Source organism: Thioalkalivibrio sp. ALRh (assembly GCF_000381425.1).
Lineage (GTDB): Bacteria > Pseudomonadota > Gammaproteobacteria > Ectothiorhodospirales > Ectothiorhodospiraceae > Thioalkalivibrio.
Genome location: NZ_KB906519.1, coordinates 427,871 through 450,906, shown reverse-complemented (window position 1 = coordinate 450,906; position 23,036 = coordinate 427,871). Strand labels below are relative to the sequence as shown.

The 23,036-nt window shown below is 65.5% G+C and carries 19 protein-coding genes, 1 tRNA gene and 1 other RNA gene; 12 read left to right on the top strand and 9 right to left on the bottom strand.

The genetic code is table 11. From position 1 onward, the window contains the following. The first annotated feature begins 189 nt into the window (after positions 1–189). Positions 190–1,551, top strand: coding sequence for a sulfite oxidase (locus F791_RS0102150; protein ID WP_018138298.1), 1,362 nt, complete (start codon positions 190–192; stop codon positions 1,549–1,551). Positions 1,552–1,611: 60 nt separating this feature from the next. Beyond that, the gene (locus tag F791_RS0102145) at positions 1,612–1,935 is read left to right on the top strand and encodes a cytochrome c (RefSeq protein WP_018138297.1); all 324 of its coding nucleotides are present in this window, start codon (positions 1,612–1,614) and stop codon (positions 1,933–1,935) included. Between the two features lie 161 nt (positions 1,936–2,096). On the opposite strand, the gene rlmKL is transcribed toward F791_RS0102145, so the two are convergent. The 5 genes from rlmKL to F791_RS0102120 form a co-directional block, all read right to left on the bottom strand. Further along, entirely contained in the window at positions 2,097–4,301 is a 2,205-nt protein-coding gene (rlmKL, locus tag F791_RS0102140; protein WP_019592110.1) for a bifunctional 23S rRNA (guanine(2069)-N(7))-methyltransferase RlmK/23S rRNA (guanine(2445)-N(2))-methyltransferase RlmL, read from the bottom strand. Positions 4,302–4,351: 50 nt separating this feature from the next. After that, positions 4,352–5,140, bottom strand: coding sequence for an ABC transporter permease (locus tag F791_RS0102135; RefSeq protein WP_018138295.1), 789 nt, complete (start codon positions 5,138–5,140; stop codon positions 4,352–4,354). Next, positions 5,140–6,045, bottom strand: coding sequence for an ABC transporter ATP-binding protein (locus tag F791_RS0102130; RefSeq protein ID WP_026332994.1), 906 nt, complete (start codon positions 6,043–6,045; stop codon positions 5,140–5,142). The genes F791_RS0102135 and F791_RS0102130 overlap by 1 nt, the downstream gene beginning before the upstream one ends. 161 nt (positions 6,046–6,206) lie before the next feature. After that, a complete protein-coding gene (locus F791_RS0102125) occupies positions 6,207–6,647 on the bottom strand; it encodes a DsrE family protein (protein ID WP_018138293.1) in 441 nt (146 codons plus the stop codon). 288 nt (positions 6,648–6,935) lie between these two features. After that, on the bottom strand, positions 6,936–7,379 hold the full coding sequence (locus F791_RS0102120) for a DsrE family protein (RefSeq protein WP_018993683.1): 444 nt from the start codon (positions 7,377–7,379) through the stop codon (positions 6,936–6,938). 561 nt (positions 7,380–7,940) lie between these two features. On the opposite strand from F791_RS0102120, the gene F791_RS0102115 reads away from it, so the two are divergent. Next, entirely contained in the window at positions 7,941–8,858 is a 918-nt protein-coding gene (locus F791_RS0102115; protein WP_018138292.1) for an NAD(P)-dependent oxidoreductase, read from the top strand. 9 nt (positions 8,859–8,867) lie between these two features. Here the strand turns inward: F791_RS0102115 and F791_RS0102110 are convergent, their stop codons facing one another. The 3 genes from F791_RS0102110 to F791_RS0102100 form a co-directional block, all read right to left on the bottom strand. After that, positions 8,868–10,169 carry an NRAMP family divalent metal transporter gene (locus F791_RS0102110; protein WP_018138291.1) on the bottom strand — a complete coding sequence of 434 codons (1,302 nt, stop codon included), beginning with the start codon at positions 10,167–10,169 and terminating at the stop codon, positions 8,868–8,870. Between the two features lie 100 nt (positions 10,170–10,269). Continuing rightward, positions 10,270–11,853, bottom strand: coding sequence for a membrane-bound lytic murein transglycosylase MltF (gene mltF, locus F791_RS0102105; RefSeq protein ID WP_019592108.1), 1,584 nt, complete (start codon positions 11,851–11,853; stop codon positions 10,270–10,272). A gap of 67 nt (positions 11,854–11,920) precedes the next feature. Further along, entirely contained in the window at positions 11,921–12,781 is an 861-nt protein-coding gene (locus F791_RS0102100; protein ID WP_018174730.1) for a diiron oxygenase, read from the bottom strand. A 119-nt stretch (positions 12,782–12,900) separates the two neighbouring features. Between F791_RS0102100 and F791_RS0102095 the strand changes: the two genes are divergently transcribed. From F791_RS0102095 to greA, 6 genes are all read left to right on the top strand, one after another. Continuing rightward, on the top strand, positions 12,901–13,242 hold the full coding sequence (locus F791_RS0102095) for a DUF1820 family protein (RefSeq protein ID WP_018138288.1): 342 nt from the start codon (positions 12,901–12,903) through the stop codon (positions 13,240–13,242). A gap of 93 nt (positions 13,243–13,335) precedes the next feature. Further along, positions 13,336–13,426, top strand: a tRNA-Ser gene (locus tag F791_RS0102090). Positions 13,427–13,460: 34 nt separating this feature from the next. Then, a non-coding RNA gene (locus tag F791_RS13375) (RtT sRNA) lies at positions 13,461–13,612 on the top strand. 506 nt (positions 13,613–14,118) lie between these two features. Then, entirely contained in the window at positions 14,119–15,252 is a 1,134-nt protein-coding gene (gene carA / locus F791_RS0102085; RefSeq protein ID WP_026182198.1) for a glutamine-hydrolyzing carbamoyl-phosphate synthase small subunit, read from the top strand. 46 nt (positions 15,253–15,298) lie between these two features. Continuing rightward, positions 15,299–18,532, top strand: a complete 3,234-nt coding sequence (gene carB, locus F791_RS0102080; protein WP_018138286.1) for a carbamoyl-phosphate synthase large subunit — start codon at positions 15,299–15,301, stop codon at positions 18,530–18,532. Further along, a complete protein-coding gene (greA, locus tag F791_RS0102075; RefSeq protein WP_018138285.1) occupies positions 18,529–19,008 on the top strand; it encodes a transcription elongation factor GreA in 480 nt (159 codons plus the stop codon). The genes carB and greA overlap by 4 nt, the downstream gene beginning before the upstream one ends. 21 nt (positions 19,009–19,029) lie before the next feature. Here greA and yhbY read toward each other — a convergent pair whose 3' ends face one another. Beyond that, positions 19,030–19,329, bottom strand: coding sequence for a ribosome assembly RNA-binding protein YhbY (gene yhbY, locus F791_RS0102070; RefSeq protein ID WP_017925966.1), 300 nt, complete (start codon positions 19,327–19,329; stop codon positions 19,030–19,032). A 73-nt stretch (positions 19,330–19,402) separates the two neighbouring features. Between yhbY and rlmE the strand changes: the two genes are divergently transcribed. The 3 genes from rlmE (at position 19,403) to folP (ending at position 23,012) form a co-directional block, all read left to right on the top strand. Beyond that, the gene (rlmE, locus tag F791_RS0102065; protein ID WP_018138283.1) at positions 19,403–20,029 is read left to right on the top strand and encodes a 23S rRNA (uridine(2552)-2'-O)-methyltransferase RlmE; all 627 of its coding nucleotides are present in this window, start codon (positions 19,403–19,405) and stop codon (positions 20,027–20,029) included. Between the two features lie 45 nt (positions 20,030–20,074). Beyond that, positions 20,075–22,027, top strand: coding sequence for an ATP-dependent zinc metalloprotease FtsH (gene ftsH / locus F791_RS0102060; protein WP_018138282.1), 1,953 nt, complete (start codon positions 20,075–20,077; stop codon positions 22,025–22,027). Between the two features lie 91 nt (positions 22,028–22,118). Further along, the gene (gene folP, locus F791_RS0102055; protein ID WP_019592107.1) at positions 22,119–23,012 is read left to right on the top strand and encodes a dihydropteroate synthase; all 894 of its coding nucleotides are present in this window, start codon (positions 22,119–22,121) and stop codon (positions 23,010–23,012) included. Positions 23,013–23,036: the final 24 nt, after the last annotated feature.

Below are 23,036 nucleotides of genomic sequence, written 5' to 3'. Positions count from 1 at the left end.
TATCCTTATAAATTGCAAGTTTTTGTTTTACATGCCGGCTTTTACCAGACCAGAAAACTCCTTCCAAAATTCCTTGGAAAAACTTTGAAATTCATTTGAACCTGATCTAAATGATTCAGGGATCCCTGAATCGACAAGGCCTTGTTGAGGGGGATCTTGACCGCAAGGATCCGTGTGACGGAGGAGCATATGACCAGGAAACAAGAAAACCAATTCTGGGATCGCCTGCGAGGCGTAACGGAAGACGCCGGGGCGGACCCGCAGACCCTCGAGATCTTTGACGAAGCCGTCTCCCGGCGTCGTTTCATGGGCCGCATGGGCGTGGGCGGCGCTGCCCTGACGCTGTTCGGCTTTGGTGCCGGCACCGACGCCGCGATGCGCGGCCTGTTCGGGCGTGGCCTGATCCCGGCTGCCTGGGCGGACGAAGCGAATGGCCTCGAGGACGAGCAGGCGAAGTCCGCGATGTCCGACGCCGGCAAGGAGGATGGCCTGATCGTCCATAACGATCGCCCGTTGAACGTCGAAACCCCGCCGCACCTGCTGGAAGACGAGGTTACCCCGGCCAGCCGTCATTTCATCCGCAACAACGACCTGATCCCGCAGCAGGCGCTGGATCGCGACCCGAATGGCTGGTCGCTGAAGATCGACGGCGAGGTGCATGAAGAGCTGGAGATCGGTCTCGACGACCTGAAGAGCATGGACAGCAAGGACCTGGTCCTGCACATCGAGTGTGGCGGCAACGGCCGTGCGAACTTCGACCCGCAGCCGCGCGGCAACCCCTGGGACCGCGGTGCGGTGGGTAACGCCAAGTGGACCGGCGTGCCGCTGAAGGACATCCTCGAGCGGGCCGGCGTGAAGGACAGCGCCGTCTACACCGCGCACGAGGGCTACGAGCCGATCCTCGGTGACCGCGGTCCGTTCTCCCGTGGCGTGCCGATCGACAAGGCGATGGAAGAGCACACCATCGTGGCCTATGCGATGAACGGAGAGGACATCCCTGCGACCCACGGCTTCCCCGTGCGTCTGGTGGTGCCGGGCTGGTACGGCTCCTGCTCGCACAAGTGGCTGAACAAGATCACGCTGCGCGATCAGGAACACGACGGCCGCGGCATGACTGGCTACTCCTACCGCATGCCCAAGTATCCGGTGGCCCCGGGCGAGCGCCCGCCGGAAGAGGACATGAAGGTCGGCGGCCCGTGGCTGATCAAGTCCGTGATCACCGGTCCGAAGAAGGACACCGGTCTGGAGCGTGGCGAGACCGTCAAGGTCACCGGCCATGCCTGGGCGGGCGAGGACGAGGTCGCGGAAGTCTGGATCTCCACCGACTTTGGTCTCAACTGGGAGAAGGCCGATCTCAAGGGCGACCCGGTCAACAAGTACGCCTGGGTGCACTTTGAGAAGGAGCTGTCCTTCGAGAATCGCGGCTACTACGAGATCTGGGCCCGCGCGGTGGACGACAAGGGCAATACTCAGCCCATCGTTCAGCCGTGGAACCCGCGTGGCTACGACGGCAACATCGTCCACAAGATCCCGGTCACGGTCGCTGCGTGACAAACCTCCATACCCGGGGCATCATTTCCCCGGGTTTCTCTTGAGCAGAACGGAGTACGCATGAAGCGTTTTGTAATGCTGTCGCTACTGGGGTTGGCGTGTGCGGCCCTGGCTTCGCCCGTTGTTGCCGAGGAGGCCATTCCCGAGGAAGAACAACAAGCCCAGGAAGAGAAGGCCGAAGAGGTCTCGGCGACCAAGGAATTGTTTGAACAGACCTGTGCGGCCTGCCACGGTATCCGTCAGGCGACCAACCAGAACCTGAATCGTGCTGACTGGAACTGGGTCATGGACGACATGGAAGACTACGGCATGACCTGGCTCACCGATGAGCAGCGTGACGACATCGTGGATTTCCTGGTGGAGAACTACGGTTACGGTGATTAAGGCTGTGCAGGAGAGCTCCGTTGTCAGGAGCCGTACTTCCAGGCGCCCCACGGGGCGCCTTTTTTGTGGTGGTCTCTGTGCAGCGCGGCAAGCCGTGTGCGCTTCGCGAGCCTGTCCGTCGCCCTTGCATGGCCGGTGGCGATGCCGGGTCTCGTGGTGGGTCAGTCCGCGGCGTGCGAGATGGCCCAGCAGCGATGGGGTGGGGGTGGGCGGCGGAAATCCTCGTCCAGCGTCTCGCGAGTGATCTCGCGGACTTCCAGGCCCGCGAGGGACTCAGTGTCGAGTTCGAAGCGGCGGCGGTTGGTCGAGAAGTACAGGATGCCGCCCTCGGTCAGCAGGCGCGCGGCGTCCCGGATCAGTTCGACATGGTCGCGTTGCACCTCGAAGTTCGCCTCGGTGCGTTTCGAGTTCGAGAAGGTCGGGGGATCGAGGAAGATCCGCTCGAAGCGCAGCGCCGGGTCGTCTGCGGCCTCCCGTACCCAGGTGATGCAGTCGGCACGCAGCAGCGCATGGGTGTCGGGGCGCCGCCGACTGCGCCCATCGCGCACGCTGGCCTCGAAGCCGTTGGCCGCGAGGTTGTCGGCGGCCCAGTCGAGGTAGGTATTGGACAGGTCCACCGAGACGGTCTGGCGGGCGCCCCCCACGGCGGCATGGGCACTGACCGCGGCGGTGTAGCAGAACAGGTTCAGCAACCGCAGTCCGCGGCATTCTTCCTGCAGGCGGCGACGCATCGGGCGGTGGTCCAGGAACAGGCCGCTGTCCAGATAGGCATCCAGCTCCACCTTCAGCCGGCAGCCGTGTTCCTCGACCCAGAAGGGGGCGGGTTGTGCGGTCTCGGCGCGCTGGTACTGCGAGCGACCCTTCTGGGCGCGCCGCTGCTTGTAGTGCAGGTGGGCGGGCGCGACGCCGGTGACCTCCAGGGTCGCGGCCAGCGCCCCGCGCAGGCGTGCCTCGGCGCGCGCGGGTTCGACCGAGGCCGGGGCGGCGAACTCCTGCAGATGCAGGTGCACGGAGCCGTCGGTGGCCTGGTAGCGGTCGATCAGAAGCGGGTATTCGTCGAGGTCCGCGCTGTAGATGCGGTAGCAGGTCACGCCCTGGCGCCGCGCCCACCGATCCAGGTGCTTCAGGTTCTTGCGCAGGCGGTTGGCGAACTCGGGTGCAGGGGCTGCCGCCTCGGCCTGTCCCTCGCGGGCATGGATGTCGAACTCCAGCAGCTGGCAGTCGATCGGGCCGTTGTGTACGCGGTACTTGCGCGTGGCCCGCAGCCCGAGGCGGCGGGAGTCGGTGGTGTCCGCGACCAGCAGGGCCACCTGCCAGCCGCCAAAGGCCTGTTTGAGGTGCTCGCCCAGCAGGCTGTAGAGCTTGATCAGTTCGGGCTGGTCGCCGATGCGTTCGCCGTAGGGCGGGTTGCTGATCAGCAGCCCGTTCGGTGCGGGGGGCGTGAGGGTCAGCACGTCGGCGACCTCGAAGCGGGTGCAGGCGGCGACTCCGGCTGTGCGGGCCGCCTGACGCGCGGCCTGCACCGCGCGCGGGTCGCGATCCGACCCCAGCAGCGTCGGGCCCTGCCAGGGGCGGACCGCCGCCTGGGCCGTATCCACGCAGCGCTGCCACAGGGCGGCGTCGTGCCCGGCCCAGCCCTGCGGGCGGAAGTCGTGGCGCAGCAGCCCGGGAGCGGTGTGCGTGGCGATCAGGGCGGCCTCGATCACCAGGGTGCCGCTGCCGCAGAACGGGTCCAGCAGCTGCGCCTGTTCCGGGTCGTCCTCGACGTGTGCGGGCCAGCCGGCACGGGCGAGCAGGGCCGCGGCGAGGTTCTCGCGCAGCGGGGCCGCCCCTCCGGCGCCGCGATAGCCGCGCCGGTGCAGGCCGCCATTGCCGATATCCACGGACAGCCGGGCGTGATCTCCCTGCAGCTGCAGCAGGATGCGGACGTCCGGGTGTTTCGGGTCCACGTCCGGGCGGGCGCCGGTTGCCTCGCGGAAGGCGTCGGCCACCGCGTCCTTGATGCGTACCCCGGCGAAGTGGGTATGGCGGATGTGGCGGCTCTTGCCGCCGACCTCGACCGCGAAGGTCGCACCGGGGTCCAGCAGCGCGGGCCAGTCGATCGCGCGGGCGGCGGTGTAGCAGCCATCCCCGTCCGGCTGCTCGAAGCGCGCCAGTGGCAGCAGGATACGGCTGGCGATGCGGCTGCCCAGCAGTACGCGGTACAGCGTCTCGAGATCGGCCGAGAAGTGCACCGCGCCGCCCTCCTCGCGCACGTCGGCGGCGCCGAGGGTAACCAGTTCCTCGGCCAGCAGGGGGCCGAGCCCGCGGGCGACGGTGGCGCGGTATTCCTGCGGGGTACTGGGATCGTTCTCGGGCGTGGTCATGCGGTGTCTTCCTGGGACGGGGGCCTATCTTGCCATAGCCGCCGTTGCGGTCAGCGCAGCAGGCGGCGTCGGATCAGCGCGGTCGCCAGGATGATAGCCGCCGCGCCGTAGCCCGTGATCACCGCCAGGTGCGGCCAGACGCTGGCGGGCCAGCTGCCGGTCATCAGCGGACGCACGATCTCGACCACGTGCGCCAGCGGCAGGGCCAGCGCCAGGGTCTGCACCCAGTTGGGCAGCTCCTGTAGCGGGAAGAACACTCCGGAGAGCAGGAGCATCGGGGTCACCGCCAGGGTGAAGTAGTACAGGAAGAAGTCGTAGCTGCGCGCCAGCGCGGTGATGACCAGGGCGAGCGCGCCGAAGGTGAACGCGGCGAGGAAGATCACCGGCAGGGCGAGCAGGGCGCGAGCGTCGCTCACCAGCCCCAGGACTGCGGCGACGACGAGGATGGTGGTGGCACTGATCAGGCCCTTGCTCGCGGCCCATATCGCCTCGGCGAAAACGATGTCGTCCAGCGTCAGCGGTGTGGCCAGCATCCCGAGCCAGGTGTTCTGCTCCGCCATGCGCGTGTAGGCGGAATACATGCCCTCGAAGCTGGCGGTGAACATCGCCGAGGAGCAGATGATCCCGGAGGCGATGAACACCATGTAGCTCATGCCGTCGAGGTCACCCACCAGGCGGCCGAAGCCGTAGCCAAATGCGAGCAGGTAGAGGATGGGTTCGCCGAAGTTGCCGAGCATCGACGGCACCAGGAGCTTGCGCCAGACCAGAAGGTTGCGGCGCCAGACCGCGACGAAGCGCAGGCTGGGCCGGGGGAGCCAGGTCGAGGTTGGGTCGGACATCAGTCGCGCAGCTCGTGGCCGGTGAGTTTCAGGAACACGTCTTCCAGGTCCGCCTCGCGCAGGGTCGGTTCGAGGCCCCGGGCGCGCAGGCGTTCGCGCAGCCGGTCCGGTTCGGCCGTGTAGACCAGCCAGGTATCCGCGACCTGATGGGCGCGATCCCGGGGGCCGATCTCCTGCTCGATCGCGGTGCCGGCATCGGGCCCGCCGACCGTGACCACCCAGGGTTCGATGTGCTCGGCGATCAGGCGGCTGGGTCGGTCACAGGCAATGATGCGGCCGTGGTCGATGATCGCGATGCGATCGCACAGCTCCTGGGCCTCCTCCATGTAATGCGTGGTCAGCACCAGCGTGACGCCGGAGGCGCGCAGCTGCCGGAGCTGGCGCCAGAGGTGGTGGCGCGCCTGTGGGTCCAGCCCGGTGGTCGGCTCGTCCAGCACCACGACCTCGGGCTCGTTGATCAGGGCGCGTGCGAGGGTCAGCCGGCGCTTCATGCCGCCGGACAGGGCATTGATGCGCGCGCCGCGCTTGTCGTTCAGGTTGACCTGCCCCAGCAGGTGATCGATGCGCGCCTGGACCGTTGCGCCGGAGAGACCGAAATACGCGGCATAGGTTCGCATGTTCTCGATCACGGTGAAGTCCGGGTCCAGCGTGTCGAACTGCGGCACGATGCCCAGGCGCTTGCGCACCTCGCGCTCGCCTTCCGGCATCGGAAGGCCCAGTACTTCGACCTGACCGCCGTCGATCGGGGTCATCCCCAGCAGCATGCGCAGGGTCGTCGTCTTGCCCGCGCCGTTGGGCCCAAGCAGCCCGAAGAACTCGCCGCGCGGGATCTCCAGGTTCACGCCATCGACAACGGCTACGCCGTCGTATCGTTTGTACAGGGACTGGATGCGGATTGCGGGCAAGCAGGCGGTTCGCGGAAGAAAGGAGTGCATACCTTACCGGTTTGCCGCGGATAGCCCAATATGATTCGCGCGTGTTCCAGGGCTCTGGCGCGGGCACAAAAAAGGCCCGGCAGCTGCCGGGCCTTCAGACGACAAACGTGCGTGTGATGGCAGGTGTCGCTTTACGGGCGCAGGTAGACGAAGCCCTGCTGCTGCAGATGGGCGATCTCGGCCACACCGCTGGGGACGATGTCGTCCTCGGAGGCATCGTAGAGCTCGTCGGCGATGCTGATGTTGCCGCGGGTGACGGTGACGTTGCAGATGTTGAAATCAACACCCTGCAGCTTCAGTTCGTCGATGCGGCCGGCCAGGTCCTCGTTCTCCTTGGCATTGCGCAGAAGGCCCAGGCCCGGACCATGCATGACCACGCGGATGTCCATCTTGTCGGCGCCCACGGCATTGATGTGGTTCTGGATGTTGCCCATGGCGGCCATGTGGCGGTCCATGTCGTTGTAGTTCACGTGGTAGACCACCTTCTGGTCGCCGTATTCCGCCAGCGCGGTCGCCGGGGCGATCAGCAGGAAGGAGACCAGAGCCAGGGCGATAATATGCAGGTGCTTCATGACGCGTTTTCCTCGTTCAAGGTCCCGGTTGGGATTTTCCTTTTATTTTGGATCCGGTGCTTCCCTTTGGGGCTGCTTTGTCCGGCTTTGATATGACGCGTTAACGGGGTGATTGTTCCAGCTGGTCCGGCTGATTTTTGCGGGAATTTCTATATTCAAATAAAGACTGGAATTTTGGTTGTGTATTTCCTTCGGGAAACCTGGTTCCGCTTAAGAAAAAGGCCCGGCCAAGGCCGAGCCCAAAGGGCCACCGGGAGAACACTCGGTGGCTTGGAGGAAATGTGGCGCTTACGGGCGCAGGTAAACGAAGCCCTGCGTCTGAAGGTGGCCGATCTCGCCGACCCCGCTAGGCACCAGGTCGTATTCGGTGGCATCGAAAAGCTCTTCCGAGATGTCCACGTTGCCCCGGGTGACGGTGACATTGCAGATATTGAAATCAACGTCTTGCATCTTCAGTTCTTCGATGCGGGCGGCCAGGTCTTCGTTCTCCTTGGCGTTACGCAGCAGGTGCAGGCCCGGGCCATGCATGACCACTCGGATCTCCATGTTTTCCGCGCCCACGGCATTGATGTGATTCTGTATGTTGCCCATGGCGGCCATGTGGCGGTCCATGTCGTTGTAGTTCACGTGATAGACGACTTTTTGTTCGCCGTAGTCGGCCATGGCGGCGCCGGGAAGGGTGAGCATGGCGGCGGCGGTCAGGGCCAGAGGCAGGATAAAAGCTTTCTTCATTGGTGGGCTCCTTGCGGTTTTCCCGTTCTTTTAAATATTCGGTGTGGCGTATGCCGAGCTTCTAGGAAGCACACTGGACCGTTTTGCTTCCGTGTCTTTTTGAATCCAGTTGTGGGTAGGACGGGAACGCGGGGTAATTATTCCGATCTAATTAAAGATAATCGCATCATGAAATACGGTAAATAATTAAATAATAAAAAACCGTTCGGAGGTCTCAGTGAAGCCATGGGCGGGGGATTGGGTTCAGGGCTGTCGCGGTGACTGGGTGGGCAGGGCGGGTAGGACGAGGCGGCCTGCGGTCAGGGCGAGCCGGGCGGGGGGGGGGTCGGCGAGAGTTCGCCAGACCCATGACGTTTACTTCGGAGAAATCCGTCAGCCGGACCAGCGGGCCGCCAAAACTGACGGTCATGACGTGAACAAACGCCAGAAGTCAGCCGACCAGGGGGTGTTCGCCGATGCCTCGCGGTCTCCACCCTCCGGTTGTGTAGGTTGCTAGAGTGTGGGGCTTTCGAATCCACTGGACGCCCATTCGATGGCCGTCCCTCGCCAGGAGTCCTCGCCATGACCACTGCATCCAGCCTCCCCGAAGCACTGCAGCCGATCGGCTGCGTGGGCCTGGGCATCATGGGGGCCCCGATGACCCGCAATCTGCTGCGTGCCGGGGCGGATATCCGGGTCTGGGCACGTCGGGCGGAGGCGGCGGAGTCCCTGGTAGCCGAGGGTGCCGGGGCCGCCTCCAGTCTGGCGGAACTGGTCTCCAGCGTGCGCGTGCTGGTACTGAACGTCTCTGACACCCCGGATGTGGAGCAGCTGATGCTGGGCCCGGATGGGGTGCTCGAGCACGCCCGCCCGGGGCTGCTGGTGGTCGACCACAGCACGATCGACCCGATCCGCACCCGCGCGATTGCGCAGGCCGCGGCAGAACGGGAGGTGGTGTTTGTGGATGCGCCCGTGTCCGGCGGCGAGCCGGGGGCCCGCAGCGGCACGCTCAGCCTGATGGTTGGTGGCCCGGAGGAGGCGGTCGATCGGCTGCGGCCGATCTTCGACATCGTGGGTTCGACGCTGACGCATGTCGGGGCCAGCGGGGCCGGTCAGATCACCAAGGCCTGCAACCAGCTGGTGGTGGGCGAGACCCTGGTCGCCATTGGCGAGGCCTTCGCACTGGCGGAGCAGACCGGGGTCGATCCGGCGCGGCTGCGCGAGGCGCTGATGGGTGGGTTTGCCGCCTCGCGTATCCTCGAGGTGCACGGCCAGCGCCTACTGGACGGTGACTTCGAGCCCGGCTTTCAGGCTGGGCTCTACCACAAGGATCTGGGCATCGTGGCCGGTCTGGGCGAGCAGGTGGGCCTCAGCCTGGACGGCCTGGAGCCGGTGCGCCACGCGGTAGACAAGGCGCTGGCGGCCGGGCAGGCCGATCACGATGTCGCGATCCTGGCGCGTTTCTGCCTGCATGCCCGTGGCGAGGGCACCAGGGATTGAGGCGCGAGGTCAGCCGAACAGACGCCAGAGGATATACAGCAGCGAAAAGATCAGGCTGAACGCGATGCCGGCCCAGGCCAGACCGCGCAGGCCACGCCCCGGGCGGGCCGCCTCCGGCATGTCCGGCGACATGACCACCTTGAAGGTGATCCACGCGAGTATCGGTGCGGAGAGGAAGGACAGCAGCGTCGCGATATCCACCAGCCGCGTGAAGTGCTCCCCGGCCTGCGAGATCAGCAGCAACGCACCGCTGGCCACGGCCAGCAGCGCAATGCGATAGCCCCACCAGTCGAGTCCGCGCTCGCCCTTGCGCGACGGGTCCATAGTCTGCGGCGCGTGGCCGTCCTCGCGCAGGGTGCGGATGATCGCCACGATCACGCGTGGGTAGGCATCGGTGACGGCCAGTGTCGTCGAGAACATCGTGGTCAGGGCCGCCACTGCGATCAGGGTGCGGCTCCATTCGCCCAGGCTCTGGGCGTACAGGTCTACCAGCTGGGCCGAGAACGCGGCGGCCCCGGCGGCAAAGCCGATGCCGCTGCCGTACATCAGGACCGCGCCCAGCAGCATGAATGCGACGGCGATGACTACGGCCCCGAGATACCCCAGGCGGAAGTCGAAGATGGCCTCGCGCACGGTCGGCGCGTGGCCGGTCTGGCGGGCGCGTTCCTGGGTCCAGATCGAGTGCCAGGCGGCCACGTCCAGCGGGATGGGCATCCAGCCCAGAAGCGCGAGGATGAAGGCGAAGCCGGCCAGGGTCCAGAGGTTCGACCACTCCTGGGCGCCGGACAGGGTGGCGAGGTCCGGGGCCTCGCGAAAGGCCAGCGCGACTGCGGCCACGGTGGATACGCTCAGCGCGGCCATGATGATCTTCATGCCCAGGTCCAGGCCGCGGTAGGCGCCGATCATCAGGAAGGTGATGCAGGCAGCGAGGACCAGCGCCGAGACCAGCGTGACCGAGAGGTCGAGGTCGAATACCAGTGTGACCAGCCCGGCAGTGGTCAGCGTGACTACCGCCTGGATGGCGAACAGCGTGCCCACGGTCACCGCGATGTAGAGACCCAGGGCCCAATTGCCCAGCCGGTGGTAGCCGGTCAGCAGGTGATGGCCGGTGGCGGCTGCATAGCGCGGGCCGAACTCCAGAAACGGGTACTTGAACAGGCAGGCCAGTAGCACGATCGGGATCAGCAGAAGCCCGTACTCCGCGCCGCCCCGGGTGGCCTGGACCAGATGCGAGACCCCCACGGCCGCACCGGCCATCAGCAGCCCCGGGCCAATGGCGGCCCGAAGCGAGGCGCGAGTGGACGGACTCATCCAGGTTCCTTTCGGTCGGGAATTCGGCCCGCGATTATAGGGGAATTGCCCGCGACCGCCATCCGGCGACGGCTATAGCCGTGAGCCCGCTGTTACGTCGTTAAAGTGCCAGCGGGGTTCGGCGGTAGAGCTCGGGGGCGGGCGGCTTGAGTTCTTCGGATTCCGGGAAGCGCTGCACCAGCTTGTCGTAGTAGCTGCGGATGTTCCGCACGTAGTGGACCGGCTCCCAGCCGCGGGCGTAGCCGTAGCGGGTCTGCTCGTACCATTCGGACTGCGCCAGACGCGGCAGCCATTGCATCACATCCAGCCAGCGATCCGGGTCGTCGCCGTTGGCGGCCGCCAGGCGCCGGGCATCGTGCAGATGACCCAGTCCCACGTTGTAGGCAGCCAGCGTCATCCAGGTGCGGTCGGGCTCGGAGATCGATTCCGGCAGCCGTTCCCGCAGGTCGATCAGGTACCGCGTGCCACCGTCGACGCTCGCGGCCGGATCGGTGCGGTCCTCGACGCCCAGCCCCTCGGCGGTAACCTGGGTCAGCATCATCAGTCCGCGCACGCCGGTGGGGGAAACTGCATCGGGATTCCAGTGGGATTCCTGGTAGGCCACCGCGGCGATGAAACGCCAATCGAGATCGTGGGTCTCTCCGGCCTCCTCGAACAGCGGACGAAACTGGTCCAGGCGATGCTCGACGCGGCGCGCGAAGGTCAGGGCATCCACCAGGTCGTGGGTGTCCAGATGGCCGAGATAGCGATCGAGTAGCAACTCCAGTTCACGGTTGTCGCGCAGCCTGGCGATGTACTCCTCGGTGGCGTCGATAAGGCTACGATCAAAGCCTGCCGGGAATAGCCAGCGGACCTCGGCGCTGCGTTCCAGTTCGTGTGCCTGACGCAGGTTCGGGTGCATGCGCCGCAGTCGACGGTACTCCAGGGAATTCATCACTGCGTAGTCGATCTCGCCACGCTCCAGGGCCTCGCGCAGGGCCTCGGCGTTGGTGTAGGGGATGAGTTCGCCATTGGGCTGGTCCGTTTCTTCGTCGCCGTCCGGGAGGGAGGCGCTCGGGTCGAATGCCCCCCCCTCGGGCGCTGGCTCGGCCTCGGTTGCTGGATCCGGTGACAACCCCGGCGGGGTTTCCGGTTCCATGCCGACCTCGGCCAGCAAGGGCTGGCTCAGGCTCTCGGGTACGGGGGCCTGTGCGGTCATGCCGACGCGCGCCCCGGCTGGTATGTCGGTCAGCGCCAGCAGCGGTGTAGCCCGTTCGTTCTCGTTCCAGAAGACCACGACATGCTTCACGCTCAGGATTTCCGGGCCGGCTTCGATCAACGGATCGTGTGGCGGCACGAGCAGGCCGGCGGCGATGTCGATGCGGCGTTGGCGCAAAAGGCGATGGGCGGTGGCGGCGTCGTCCACGCGGGTCACGCGCAGGCGCGTGTCGAGCTCCTCGGCCAGACCGTACAGCAGCTCCAGCTCGAGTTGGTCCCGCCCGGCGGTGGCGGCGAGCTCGGAGCGGCCCAGGGGGCGCTCGACCAGGGCCACTCGCAACTCGTCACGGAAGGTGAGCTGTTCCAGCGCCGCTGGCGGGTTGTAGTACACCCGCAGCACGATGGCCGTCAGCAGCACGATGAAGAGCCCCAGTTCGATCTGGCGCCAGGTGCTGCTTGGGGGGCGGAGTTTCAGATGCGTGCCCATGGCACTGGATCATACCCAATTGCCCCGGTGGTCACCGGGGATGGTAGGGAAACACGTTCGTGTTTCCCTAGCGCCAGTTCAGCACCAGACCCTGGTCGCGCAGGATCTTGAGCGCGGGGTCAACGCAGGTGTCGATGAAGGAGGCGCGGCGTGGGTTCTCGCGGGCGATGCGGCGATAGTCCGGCCCCTCGGGCAGGCCGGCCAGTTCGTAGATGTCGCGGGTGGGGTAGTAGAACGCATGCACGAACTGGCGGAACACGCGGCGCATCAGCGGGCGGTAGGCCCATTTCTGCCAGGACGGGAGCGTATCCAGATAGGATTCCAGCGTGTCGCGGGCATGCGCCATGTGACGCGCCTCGTCGATCATGTGCCGGGTCACGATGTCGTCCACCGTCGGGCTGATCGAGTCCTTGTGCTGGCGGATCAGTCGGTTCATGCGATCCGGGACCTCTTCGCCGATCATCACCGCGATCCAGAAGATCGAGGACTCGAACGGAGAGAAACGACCGACCAGGGTGGCCAGCTTCGGCTTCGGGAACCGGCGTTCCGGCAGGGGCAGCCCGCTGCGGCGCATGAACTCGATGAACATCAGGCTGTGGCCGGCTTCCTCGCGCAGCTCGTGCAGGCGATAATTCAGCCGGTCCAGACGACCGGCCGAGTGCATGGATATGCGCGAGATGCGCTCCATGAAAAGGCCTTCCAGCCACAGCGCGCCACTGATGAAGTACAGAAACTCGTATTGCGACAGGCGCCGTTTGCAGGCATCGTCCAGCGCCGAGTATTCGGGGGTGCCGAAGAGCGAGACAGCCTCCTCCGGGATCCAGAAATCGTCCAGCGACAGCGCGTCCCAGCGCACGTGAGTGAGCGGGTCCTCGTACGGCTGGCTGTTGCGGCTCAATAGATCGAGCAGCTCCTGCGAGGGATTCATCGAAGGCGTACCGAAGGCGCTGGGCGGTTAAACGCCCGAATCATACCGGCATTGTCAGTCCGGACCAACGCCAACCCGTTGCAATCTGCGGTTGCTACCCCAATATGAGTCAAATGAATATGTCCGCCACCCGTTACCGCGTCAGCTTCCTCAACCAGGGCAAGGTCTACGAGATCTATGCCCGCGAGGTCTATCAGGACGAACTCTACGGCTTTGTCACTGTCGAGGATCTGCTGTTTGGCGAGCGCTCGCAGGTGGTAGTCGATCCCTCCGAGGAGCGCCTGCGCACCGAGTTCGAGGGGGTCGAACGCTTCCATGTGCCGATGCATGCGCTGATCCGGATTGACGAGGTCGCGGCCGTCGGCACGCCCCGTATCCGGGACGCCAGCCAGGACAGTGGCAATGTCCACGCCTTCCCGTCGCTCCCCAGCCGCGGCCCGGGCAAGCCCTCGGATGGCTGATGGTGCCCGTGCCGGGTGTCCGCATTGCTAACCGACCGCCGCTGGTTTACCCTTTCGCGCTTCGCGTAGGCCAGTGCCTTCGCGGGACAAACCGGAGAGGTGGCCGAGCGGTCGAAGGCGCACGCCTGGAAAGTGTGTATACGGTAACCCCGTATCGAGGGTTCGAATCCCTCCCTCTCCGCCAGATTCAAGCAAGGGGGCCCGAGTGGCCCCTTTCGCATGTCTGGCCCCGGAGCTATCGGGATTCGAACCCTCGATACATGAGAAAGCCGGGTTCGACGGGTGACGCACAGCGGCACCCGAACGTCGCCGCAGGCGACGACCCGAAGGGCGAGGCACGCAGTGCCGCGTAATCCCTCCCTCTCCGCCAGATTCAAGCAAGGGGGCCCGAGTGGCCCCTTTCGCATGTCTGGCCCCGGAGCTATCGGGATTCGAACCTTCGATACATGAGAAAGCCGGGTTCGACGGGTGACGCGCCGCGGCACCCGAACGTCGCCGCAGGCGACGACCCGGAGGGCGAGGCACGCGGTGCCGAGTAGTCCCTCCCTCTCCGCCAGATTCAGCAAGGGGGCCCGGGTGGCCCCTTTCGCATGTCTGGCCCCGAGGTGCTGTGATGTGATCCTCCCGGACAGGGCCGTATTTGAAGGCGTTCCACGAGGGCGCAGCGGCCATTCTCGTTGGACGTCGTGCGCGGCGCTCGCGTACACTTGCAGGCGTAACCGCACCCGTCACTCAGCCGCCGAACCGTTGTCCGAATGCGGGGTCCAGCCCCGGTAGACGGTGCGGGCGAGGTCGGGTCAAAGATCCCGAATGAATCGCAGTATCGCCGCCGGCAAATGGCCTGGCGGCCTCGACCCAGACCATCCGGAGGTCCCCGTGTCCGCGCCCGCTCTGCTCGTCCTGGAAGATGGCACTGTGTTTCATGGTCAGGCGATTGGCGCCCTGGGCCAGACGGTCGGCGAGGTGGTATTCAACACCGCGATGACCGGTTATCAGGAGATCCTGACCGATCCCTCCTACCACCGGCAGATGGTCACGCTGACCTATCCGCATATCGGCAACACCGGTACCAACCCGGAGGATGACGAGTCGGCCCGCGCCCATGCCGCCGGTCTGATCATCCGCGACCTGCCGCCGCTGGTGTCGAACTGGCGTTCGCGCGAGTCGCTGCCGGATTACCTGCTGCGTCACGGCATCGTGGCGATCAGCGGGATCGATACCCGCAAGCTGACCCGCATCCTGCGCGAGAAGGGCGCGCTGAACGGCTGCATCCAGGCCGGCGATGTGGACGAGGCTGCGGCCCTGGCGGCCGCGCGCGAGTTCCCCGGCATCAAGGGTATGGACCTGGCGCGCGAGGTCACCACGCGCAGCCGTTATGAATGGCTGGAGGGCACCTGGCAGCTCGGCGAGGAACCGGCGCGGGTGAACCCGGAGCAGGCCGAGTTTCACGTGGTGGCCTACGACTTCGGCATGAAGCAGAACATCCTGCGCAAACTGGCAGACCGTGGCTGTCGCGTGACCGTGGTGCCGGCCGAGACGCCGGTGGACGAGGTGATGGAGCTGAAGCCCGACGGCGTGTTCCTGTCCAACGGCCCGGGTGACCCTGAGCCCTGCACCTACGCGATCGAGGCGATCCGCGACATCTGCGAGCGCAAGCTGCCGCTGTTCGGCATCTGCCTCGGGCATCAGCTGCTGGGCATCGCCAGCGGCGGCAAGAGCGTGAAAATGAAGTTCGGCCATCACGGGGCGAACCACCCGATCCGACACGAGGAAAGTGGGCGGGTGATGATCTCGTCGCAAAACCACGGTTTTGCGATCGACGAGGACAACCTGCCCGATACGCTGACGCCGACCTACCGGTCGCTGTTCGACGGCACGCTGCAGGGGATCGCCCGCACCGACTGCCCGGCCTTCAGCCTGCAGGGGCACCCCGAGGCCAGCCCGGGCCCGCACGACGTGTCCCCGGCGTTCGACGACTTCGTCGAGATGATGCGCGCCGCGCGCAGCTAAAGCACCTCCCGAATTTCCGATTTCGACAGCCTGCGAGAGCCGTCACATGCCCAAGCGTACCGACATCCAGAGCATCCTGATCCTCGGGGCCGGCCCGATCGTGATCGGTCAGGCCTGCGAGTTCGACTACTCCGGCGCCCAGGCCTGCAAGGCCCTGCGCGAAGAGGGTTACCGGGTGATCCTGGTGAACTCCAACCCGGCGACCATCATGACCGATCCGGAGATGGCGGATGCCACCTACATCGAGCCGGTGGAATGGGAGACGGTCGCCAAGATCATCGAGAAGGAGCGCCCGGATGCGGTCCTGCCGACCATGGGTGGTCAGACCGCGCTGAACTGCGCGCTGGACCTGTCGAAGGAAGGCGTGCTCGAGAAGTACGGCGTGGAGATGATCGGCGCCAACGAGGCGGCGATCGACATGGCCGAGGATCGCGACCACTTCAAGGCGGCGATGGCCGATATCGGCCTGGATACCCCGACCGCGATGCTCGCGCATTCATGGGAGGAGGCGCAGGAGGTCCAGCCGAAGATCGGCTTCCCGGTGATCATTCGGCCGTCGTTCACCCTGGGCGGTTCGGGCGGCGGTATCGCCTACAACCGCGAGGAGTTCGAGTACATCGTCAAGAACGGGCTCGATCTCTCGCCGGTGAACCAGGTGCTGCTGGAGGAGTCCGCGCTGGGCTGGAAGGAGTTCGAGATGGAGGTGGTCCGCGACAAGGCGGACAACTGCATCATCATCTGCTCCATCGAGAACCTGGACCCGATGGGTATCCACACCGGGGACTCGATCACCGTGGCCCCGGCGCAGACCCTGACCGACAAGGAATACCAGATCATGCGCGACGCCTCGCTGGCGGTGCTGCGCAAGATCGGTGTGGAGACCGGCGGCTCCAACGTGCAGTTCGCGATCAACCCGGAGAACGGGCGCATGATCGTGATCGAGATGAACCCGCGGGTGTCGCGTTCCTCCGCGCTGGCCTCCAAGGCGACCGGCTTCCCGATCGCCAAGGTCGCGGCCAAGCTGGCGGTGGGCTATACCCTGGACGAGCTGAAGAACGATATCACCGGCGGACTGACCCCGGCCTCGTTCGAGCCGTCCATCGACTACGTGGTCACCAAGATCCCGCGCTTCACCTTCGAGAAGTTCCCGCAGGCCGAGGCGCGTCTGACCACGCAGATGAAGGCGGTGGGCGAGGCGATGGCCATCGGCCGCACCTTCCAGGAGTCGTTCCAGAAGGCGCTGCGCTCGATGGAGACCGACATGGACGGCCTTGACGAGCGGATTGATCTGACGGCCGAAGATGTCGTCGATCAGCTGCGCACGAAGCTCGCCAACCCCAGCCCCGACCAGGTGCTGTACGTGGCCGATGCCTTCCGCGCCGGCTTCTCGATCCAGGACATCTTCGAGCTGACCGCGATCGATCCCTGGTTCCTGGCCCAGATCCAGGAGCTGGTGGATGTCGAGAAGAGTCTCAAGGATCGCATCCTGAGCGACATCAAGGCCGAGGAGATGTACCGCCTGAAGCAGCGCGGCTTCTCCGACCTGCGCCTGGCCAAGCTCCTCAACGAGACCGAAAAGGCCGTGCGCAAGCACCGTCACGGCCTGGGCGTGCGCCCCGTGTACAAGCGGGTGGATACCTGTGCGGCCGAGTTCGCCACCACGACCGCGTACATGTACTCCTCCTATGAAGAGGAGAACGAGGCGGAGCCGACCGACAAGCAGAAGATCATGGTCCTGGGCGGCGGGCCGAACCGCATCGGCCAGGGTATCGAGTTCGACTACTGCTGTGTGCATGCCGCACTCGCGATGCGCGAGGACGGGTACGAGACCATCATGGTCAACTGCAACCCGGAGACTGTCTCCACCGACTATGACACCTCGGATCGGCTGTACTTCGAGCCGCTGACCCTGGAGGACGTGCTGGAGGTCGTGGCGACCGAACAGCCGGCCGGCGTGATCGTGCAGTACGGCGGCCAGACCCCGCTGAAGCTCGCGCGGGATCTCGAGGCGGCCGGCGTGCCGATCATCGGCACCAGCCCGGACTCGATCGACCTGGCCGAGGACCGCGAGCGCTTCCAGGCCCTGCTGAACAAGCTGGGACTCAAGCAGCCGCCGAACCGCACCGCGCGCAGCGAGGAAGAGGCGGAGAAGCTGGCCGACGAGATCGGCTACCCGCTGGTGGTGCGCCCGTCCTACGTGCTCGGTGGCCGCGCGATGGAGATCGTGCGCGACCGCGAAGACCTGCGCAGCTACATGCAGAACGCGGTGTCCGTCTCCAACGATGCCCCGGTGCTGCTGGACCGCTTCCTGGATGACGCGATCGAGGTGGATGTCGATGCCATCTCGGATGGCGAGAACGTGATCATCGGCGGGATCATGGAACACATCGAGCAGGCCGGCGTGCATTCGGGTGACTCGGCCTGTTCGCTGCCGCCCTTCTCGCTGTCCCTGGAGCTGCAGGACGAGATGGTCGAGCAGGTGCGCAAGATGGCACTGGGGCTCAAGGTCGTCGGCCTGATGAATACCCAGTTCGCGATCAAGGGCGACGATATCTACGTGCTGGAGGTCAACCCGCGCGCCTCGCGCACCGTGCCATATGTCTCCAAGAGCGTCGGCCGGCCGCTGGCCAAGATCGCCGCCCGCTGCATGGCCGGGCAGACCCTGCCCGAGCAGGGCATGGGTGATGCCGTCTACCCCGACTACTATTCGGTGAAGGAATCGGTGTTCCCGTTCGCCAAGTTCCAGGGCGTGGACCCGATCCTGGGGCCGGAGATGAAGTCCACCGGCGAGGTGATGGGGGTCGGTCGCAGCTTCGCCGAGGCCTTCGCCAAGAGCCAGTTGGGGGCGGGCGTGCTGTTGCCGTCCACCGGCAAGGCCTTCGTGTCGGTGCGCGAGATCGACAAGCCGCATGTGGCCGAGGTCGCCCGGCGCCTGGTCGAGCTGGGATTTGAGGTCCTGGCGACCCGCGGTACGGCGAAGGTTCTGGAGGAGGCCGACATCACGGTCACGCGCGTGAACAAGGTGACCGAAGGCCGCCCGCATATTGTCGACATGATCAAGAACGACGAGATCAGCTTCATTATCAATACCGTGGAGGGCAAGCAGTCGACCTCCGACTCCTACACCATTCGGCGCGAGGCGCTGATGCACAAGGTGGGCTATACCACGACCATCGCCGGTGCGCGTGCCACGGTGCAGGCCCTGGATCATCTGGGGGCGAACGATGTGTTCCGGCTGCAGGACCTCCATCAGGAGAATCTCGGAGGGAAGAGCGCATGAACAAGACCCCGTTGACCGTCACCGGCGCCGAGAAGATGAAGGCGGAGCTGAAGAAGCTGAAAGGCGAGGATCGCCCGCGGGTGGTGAATGCGATCGCCGATGCGCGCGAACACGGTGACCTGAAGGAAAACGCCGAATACCACGCTGCGCGCGAGCAGCAGAGCTTCATCGAGGGTCGCATCCGCGAGCTGGAGGGCAAGCTCTCCAATGCCCAGATCATCGACGTCACGGCCCTGCCGCAGACGGGCAAGGTCGTGTTCGGTGTGACTGTGGTGCTCGAGGCGACCGAGGACGGGCGCAAGGTGACCTACAAGATCGTTGGCGAGGACGAGGCCGACATCAAACAGAACATGATTTCGGTGTCCTCGCCGATCGCGCGCGCGCTGATCGGCAAGGAAGAGGGCGATGTCGTGACCGTCCAGGCGCCGGGCGGCGAGACGGAGTACGAGATCCTCGAGGTGCGCTACGTCAACTGACGTAGCGGCCTGCGGCTGGGATCAGGCCGGGTCGAGGGTCACCTTGGGCTCGTCCGGATTGCGCCGGAACAGGGTTGCCACGTAGCCGATTCGCTGGACCAGGGCCGCACCCGTGCGTTCGCACAGGTCCTCGACCGTGCCATTGCGGGCCTCGCGGTCGCCGATATTGACCTTGATCTTGACCAGTTCGTGATGTGCCAGTGCCTGTTCCAGCTCCTTGACCACGGCGTCCGTCAGGCCATTGCGGCCGATGGTTACGATGGGCTTGCGCGGGTGGGCGAGGCTGCGCAGGTGGCGGCGTTGCGCGTCGGTCAGATTCACGTGGGATTCGATTCGGTATTGGAACACGGAAATTGTAGCACGCGGATCGCGTGCCTGAGCCAGGAGAACCTCGGTGCCCAAGCGTAGCCGTTCCAGTCAACGCTGGCTGAAGGAGCACTTTGACGACCCGTACGTGCAGCGGGCGCAGCAGGAGGGCTACCGCGGCCGCGCCGTGTACAAGCTGCAGGAGATCGACGAACGTGACCGGCTGCTCAAACCGGGCATGCGCGTGGTCGACCTGGGGGCGGCACCGGGCGGCTGGACGCAGTACGCCGCCCAGAAGATCGGTCGCAAGGGGGTGCTCGTGGCCTCCGACATCCTGCCCATGGACCCCGTGCCCGGTGCCACGATCATTACCGGTGACTTTCGCGAGGATGCGGTCCTGGGGGCGATCCTGGAGGCACTGGACGGGCAGCGCGCGGACCTTGTGCTTTCCGATATGGCCCCCAACCTAACCGGTACGGATGCCATCGACCAGCCGCGGTCGATCCACTTGTGCGAGCTGGCGCTGGAGCTGGCCTGCGATGTGCTGAACCCTCGGGGTGCGATGCTGGTCAAGTTGTTTCAGGGTGAGGGATCGGACGCCTACCTGGCCGAGGTACGGCGCCGGTTCGAGAAGGTGCAGGTGCGCAAACCGCAAGCCTCGCGCCCACGGTCACGCGAAGTGTACGTATTGGCGCGCGGCCCTCGGGATGTGTAAAGCTCGCGAGAATCCACGTAGGTAAAAGTTTTTCGAGGTGGCGTTTTGAACGGTCTGGCCAAGAATTTGATCATCTGGGCGGTTATCGCAATCGTCCTGATGTCGGTATTCAACAACTTCAGCCCGCAACAGCAGCAGGATGTGCGGAGTATTACCTATTCCGAGTTCATCCGGGATGTGCAGGGCGGTCGGATCGACAGCGTCACCATCGAGGGCGACAAGATCCGTGGCCAGACCATCGAGGGTCAGCGCTTCACCACGGTCAATCCCAATGACACCGGCCTGATCGGTGATCTGCTGCAGAACAATGTGGAGATCAATGCACAGGAGGATGCCGAGCGTTCGCTGCTGATGAGCATCCTGATTTCCTGGTTCCCGATGCTGCTGCTGATTGCCGTGTGGATCTATTTCATGCGCCAGATGCAGGGTGGCGGTGGCGCCGGCCGTGGGGCGATGTCCTTCGGCAAGTCCAAGGCCAAGCTGATGTCCGAGGACCAGGTAAAGGTTACTTTCGGCGACGTGGCCGGCTGTGACGAGGCGAAGGAAGAGGTCTCCGAGCTGGTCGACTTCCTGCGTGACCCGTCCAAGTTCCAGAAGCTCGGTGGCCAGATCCCGCGTGGCGTCCTGATGGTCGGCTCGCCGGGTACCGGGAAGACCCTGCTGGCCAAGGCCATTGCCGGCGAGGCCAAGGTCCCGTTCTTCAGTATCTCCGGTTCAGACTTCGTGGAGATGTTCGTGGGTGTGGGCGCCTCGCGTGTGCGTGACATGTTCTCCGAGGCCAAGAAGCACGCCCCCTGCATCATCTTTATCGACGAGATCGACGCAGTCGGACGCCAGCGTGGCGCCGGCATGGGTGGCGGTCACGACGAGCGCGAGCAGACCCTGAACCAGCTCCTGGTCGAGATGGACGGCTTCGAGGGCACCGAGGGCATCATCGTGATCGCCGCGACCAACCGCCCGGACGTGCTCGACCCGGCGCTGCTGCGCCCGGGCCGCTTTGACCGCCAGGTGGTGGTGCCGCCGCCGGACGTGCGTGGCCGCGAGCAGATCCTCAAGGTCCACATGAAGAAGACGCCGATCGCCGAAGACGTGCGTCCGGACCTCATCGCGCGTGGCACGCCGGGCTTCTCCGGCGCGGACCTGGCGAACCTGGTCAACGAGGCGGCCCTGTTTGCGGCCCGGGCCGGCAAGCGCCTGGTCGACATGAGCGACTTCGAGCGCGCCAAGGACAAGATCATGATGGGCGCCGAGCGCAAGTCCATGGTGATGTCCGAGGACGAAAAGAAGCTGACGGCCTACCACGAGGCGGGGCACGCGATCGTCGGGCTCACGGTCCCCGAGCACGACCCGGTCTACAAGGTCAGCATCATTCCGCGTGGACGGGCCCTGGGTGTGACCATGTTCCTGCCCGAGGAGGATCGCTACAGCCACTCCAAGACCCGACTGGAGAGCCAGCTGGCGAGCCTTTTTGGGGGGCGTCTGGCGGAAGAAATCATCTTTGGCGACGACAAGGTGACCACCGGTGCCTCCAACGACATCGAGCGCGCCACACAGATTGCGCGCAACATGGTGACCAAGTGGGGTCTTTCCGAGAAGCTGGGTCCGCTGGACTACGGCGAAGAGGAAGGGCACCCGTTCCTCGGCGGGCAGATGGGGGCGAAGTCCAAGCCGATGTCCGACGAGACCGCGCGCCAGATCGACGCCGAGGTGCGCCGGATCATCGACACGAACTACCAGAATGCGAAGCAGATCCTGCTGGACAACCTCGACAGACTGCACGCGATGGCCAAGGCGCTGATGAAGTACGAGACCATCGATGACAAGCAGATCGAGGACATTATGGCCGGACGCGAGCCCCGAGAACCGGCGGACTGGGACAGCGATAGCGGATCCGGTGGGTCGGCGCAGGCGAGTGACGAGCCCGCTGGCGATTCCGACGACGGCCGCGAGGACGACGACAGCAAGGGTGTCGTCGGCGGGCCTGCCCCGCAGTCCTGATCGAGCGAGGTATCACTCCGGTGGCGAAAGGCCACCATGGGCCGCCAGGGACTCCTTGGCGGCCTTTTCATTTTGGCGGGGAGGCAAAGACATGGGCATGGATACGGAAGGCGCGCCTGCGGTCCTGCGCTGCGGAAGGCACCGGCTGGCGCTGGATCGCCCGCGGATCATGGGCATCCTGAATGTCACGCCCGATTCGTTCTCCGATGGCGGCGCACATCAGCGTGTGGAACAGGCCCTGGAGCATGCCCGCACGATGGTGGAGCAGGGCGCTGACCTGATCGATATCGGGGGCGAGTCGACGCGTCCGGGGGCGCAGCCGGTCGCACTGGACGAGGAACGGCGACGGGTGTTGCCGGTGATCGAGGTCCTTGCCGCGGAACTGGATGTGCCGCTGTCGGTGGACACGATGAAGCCGGCCGTGATGCGCGAGGCCGTGGCGGCCGGGGCGACGCTGCTGAACGACGTTAACGGGTTTCGCGCCGAGGGGGCCTGGGAGGCTGCCGTGGCCGCCGCCCGCGAGCAGGGTGTGGCCTTGTGCGCGATGCACATGCAGGGGGAGCCGCAGTCCATGCAGCAGGCCCCGCACTACCACGACGTCGCGCGCGAGGTGGGCGCGTTTCTGCGCGATCGGCGCGACGCGTTCGCGCGCGATGGCGTGCCAGCCGAGCAGTTGTTGCTGGACCCGGGGTTCGGATTCGGCAAGACGCTGGAGCACAATCTGGCACTCTTCCATGCGCTGCCCGCGCTGGCCGAGCTCGGGTCCCCGCTGCTGGTGGGGGTCTCGCGCAAGTCGATGATTGGTGCCCTGCTGGGGGGTTGCCCGGTGCAGGAACGTGACGCCGGTTCCGCGATTGCCGCGTTACTGGCGGCGCAGGCCGGCGCGCGTGTCCTGCGTGTGCACGATGTCGCAGGGACACACGATGCGCTGGCGCTATACTCCGCACTGACACCACAGGCGTGGCGGGGCTCCCGTCAGTCGTGATTCGTATTCAGTATTAAGGGAGAA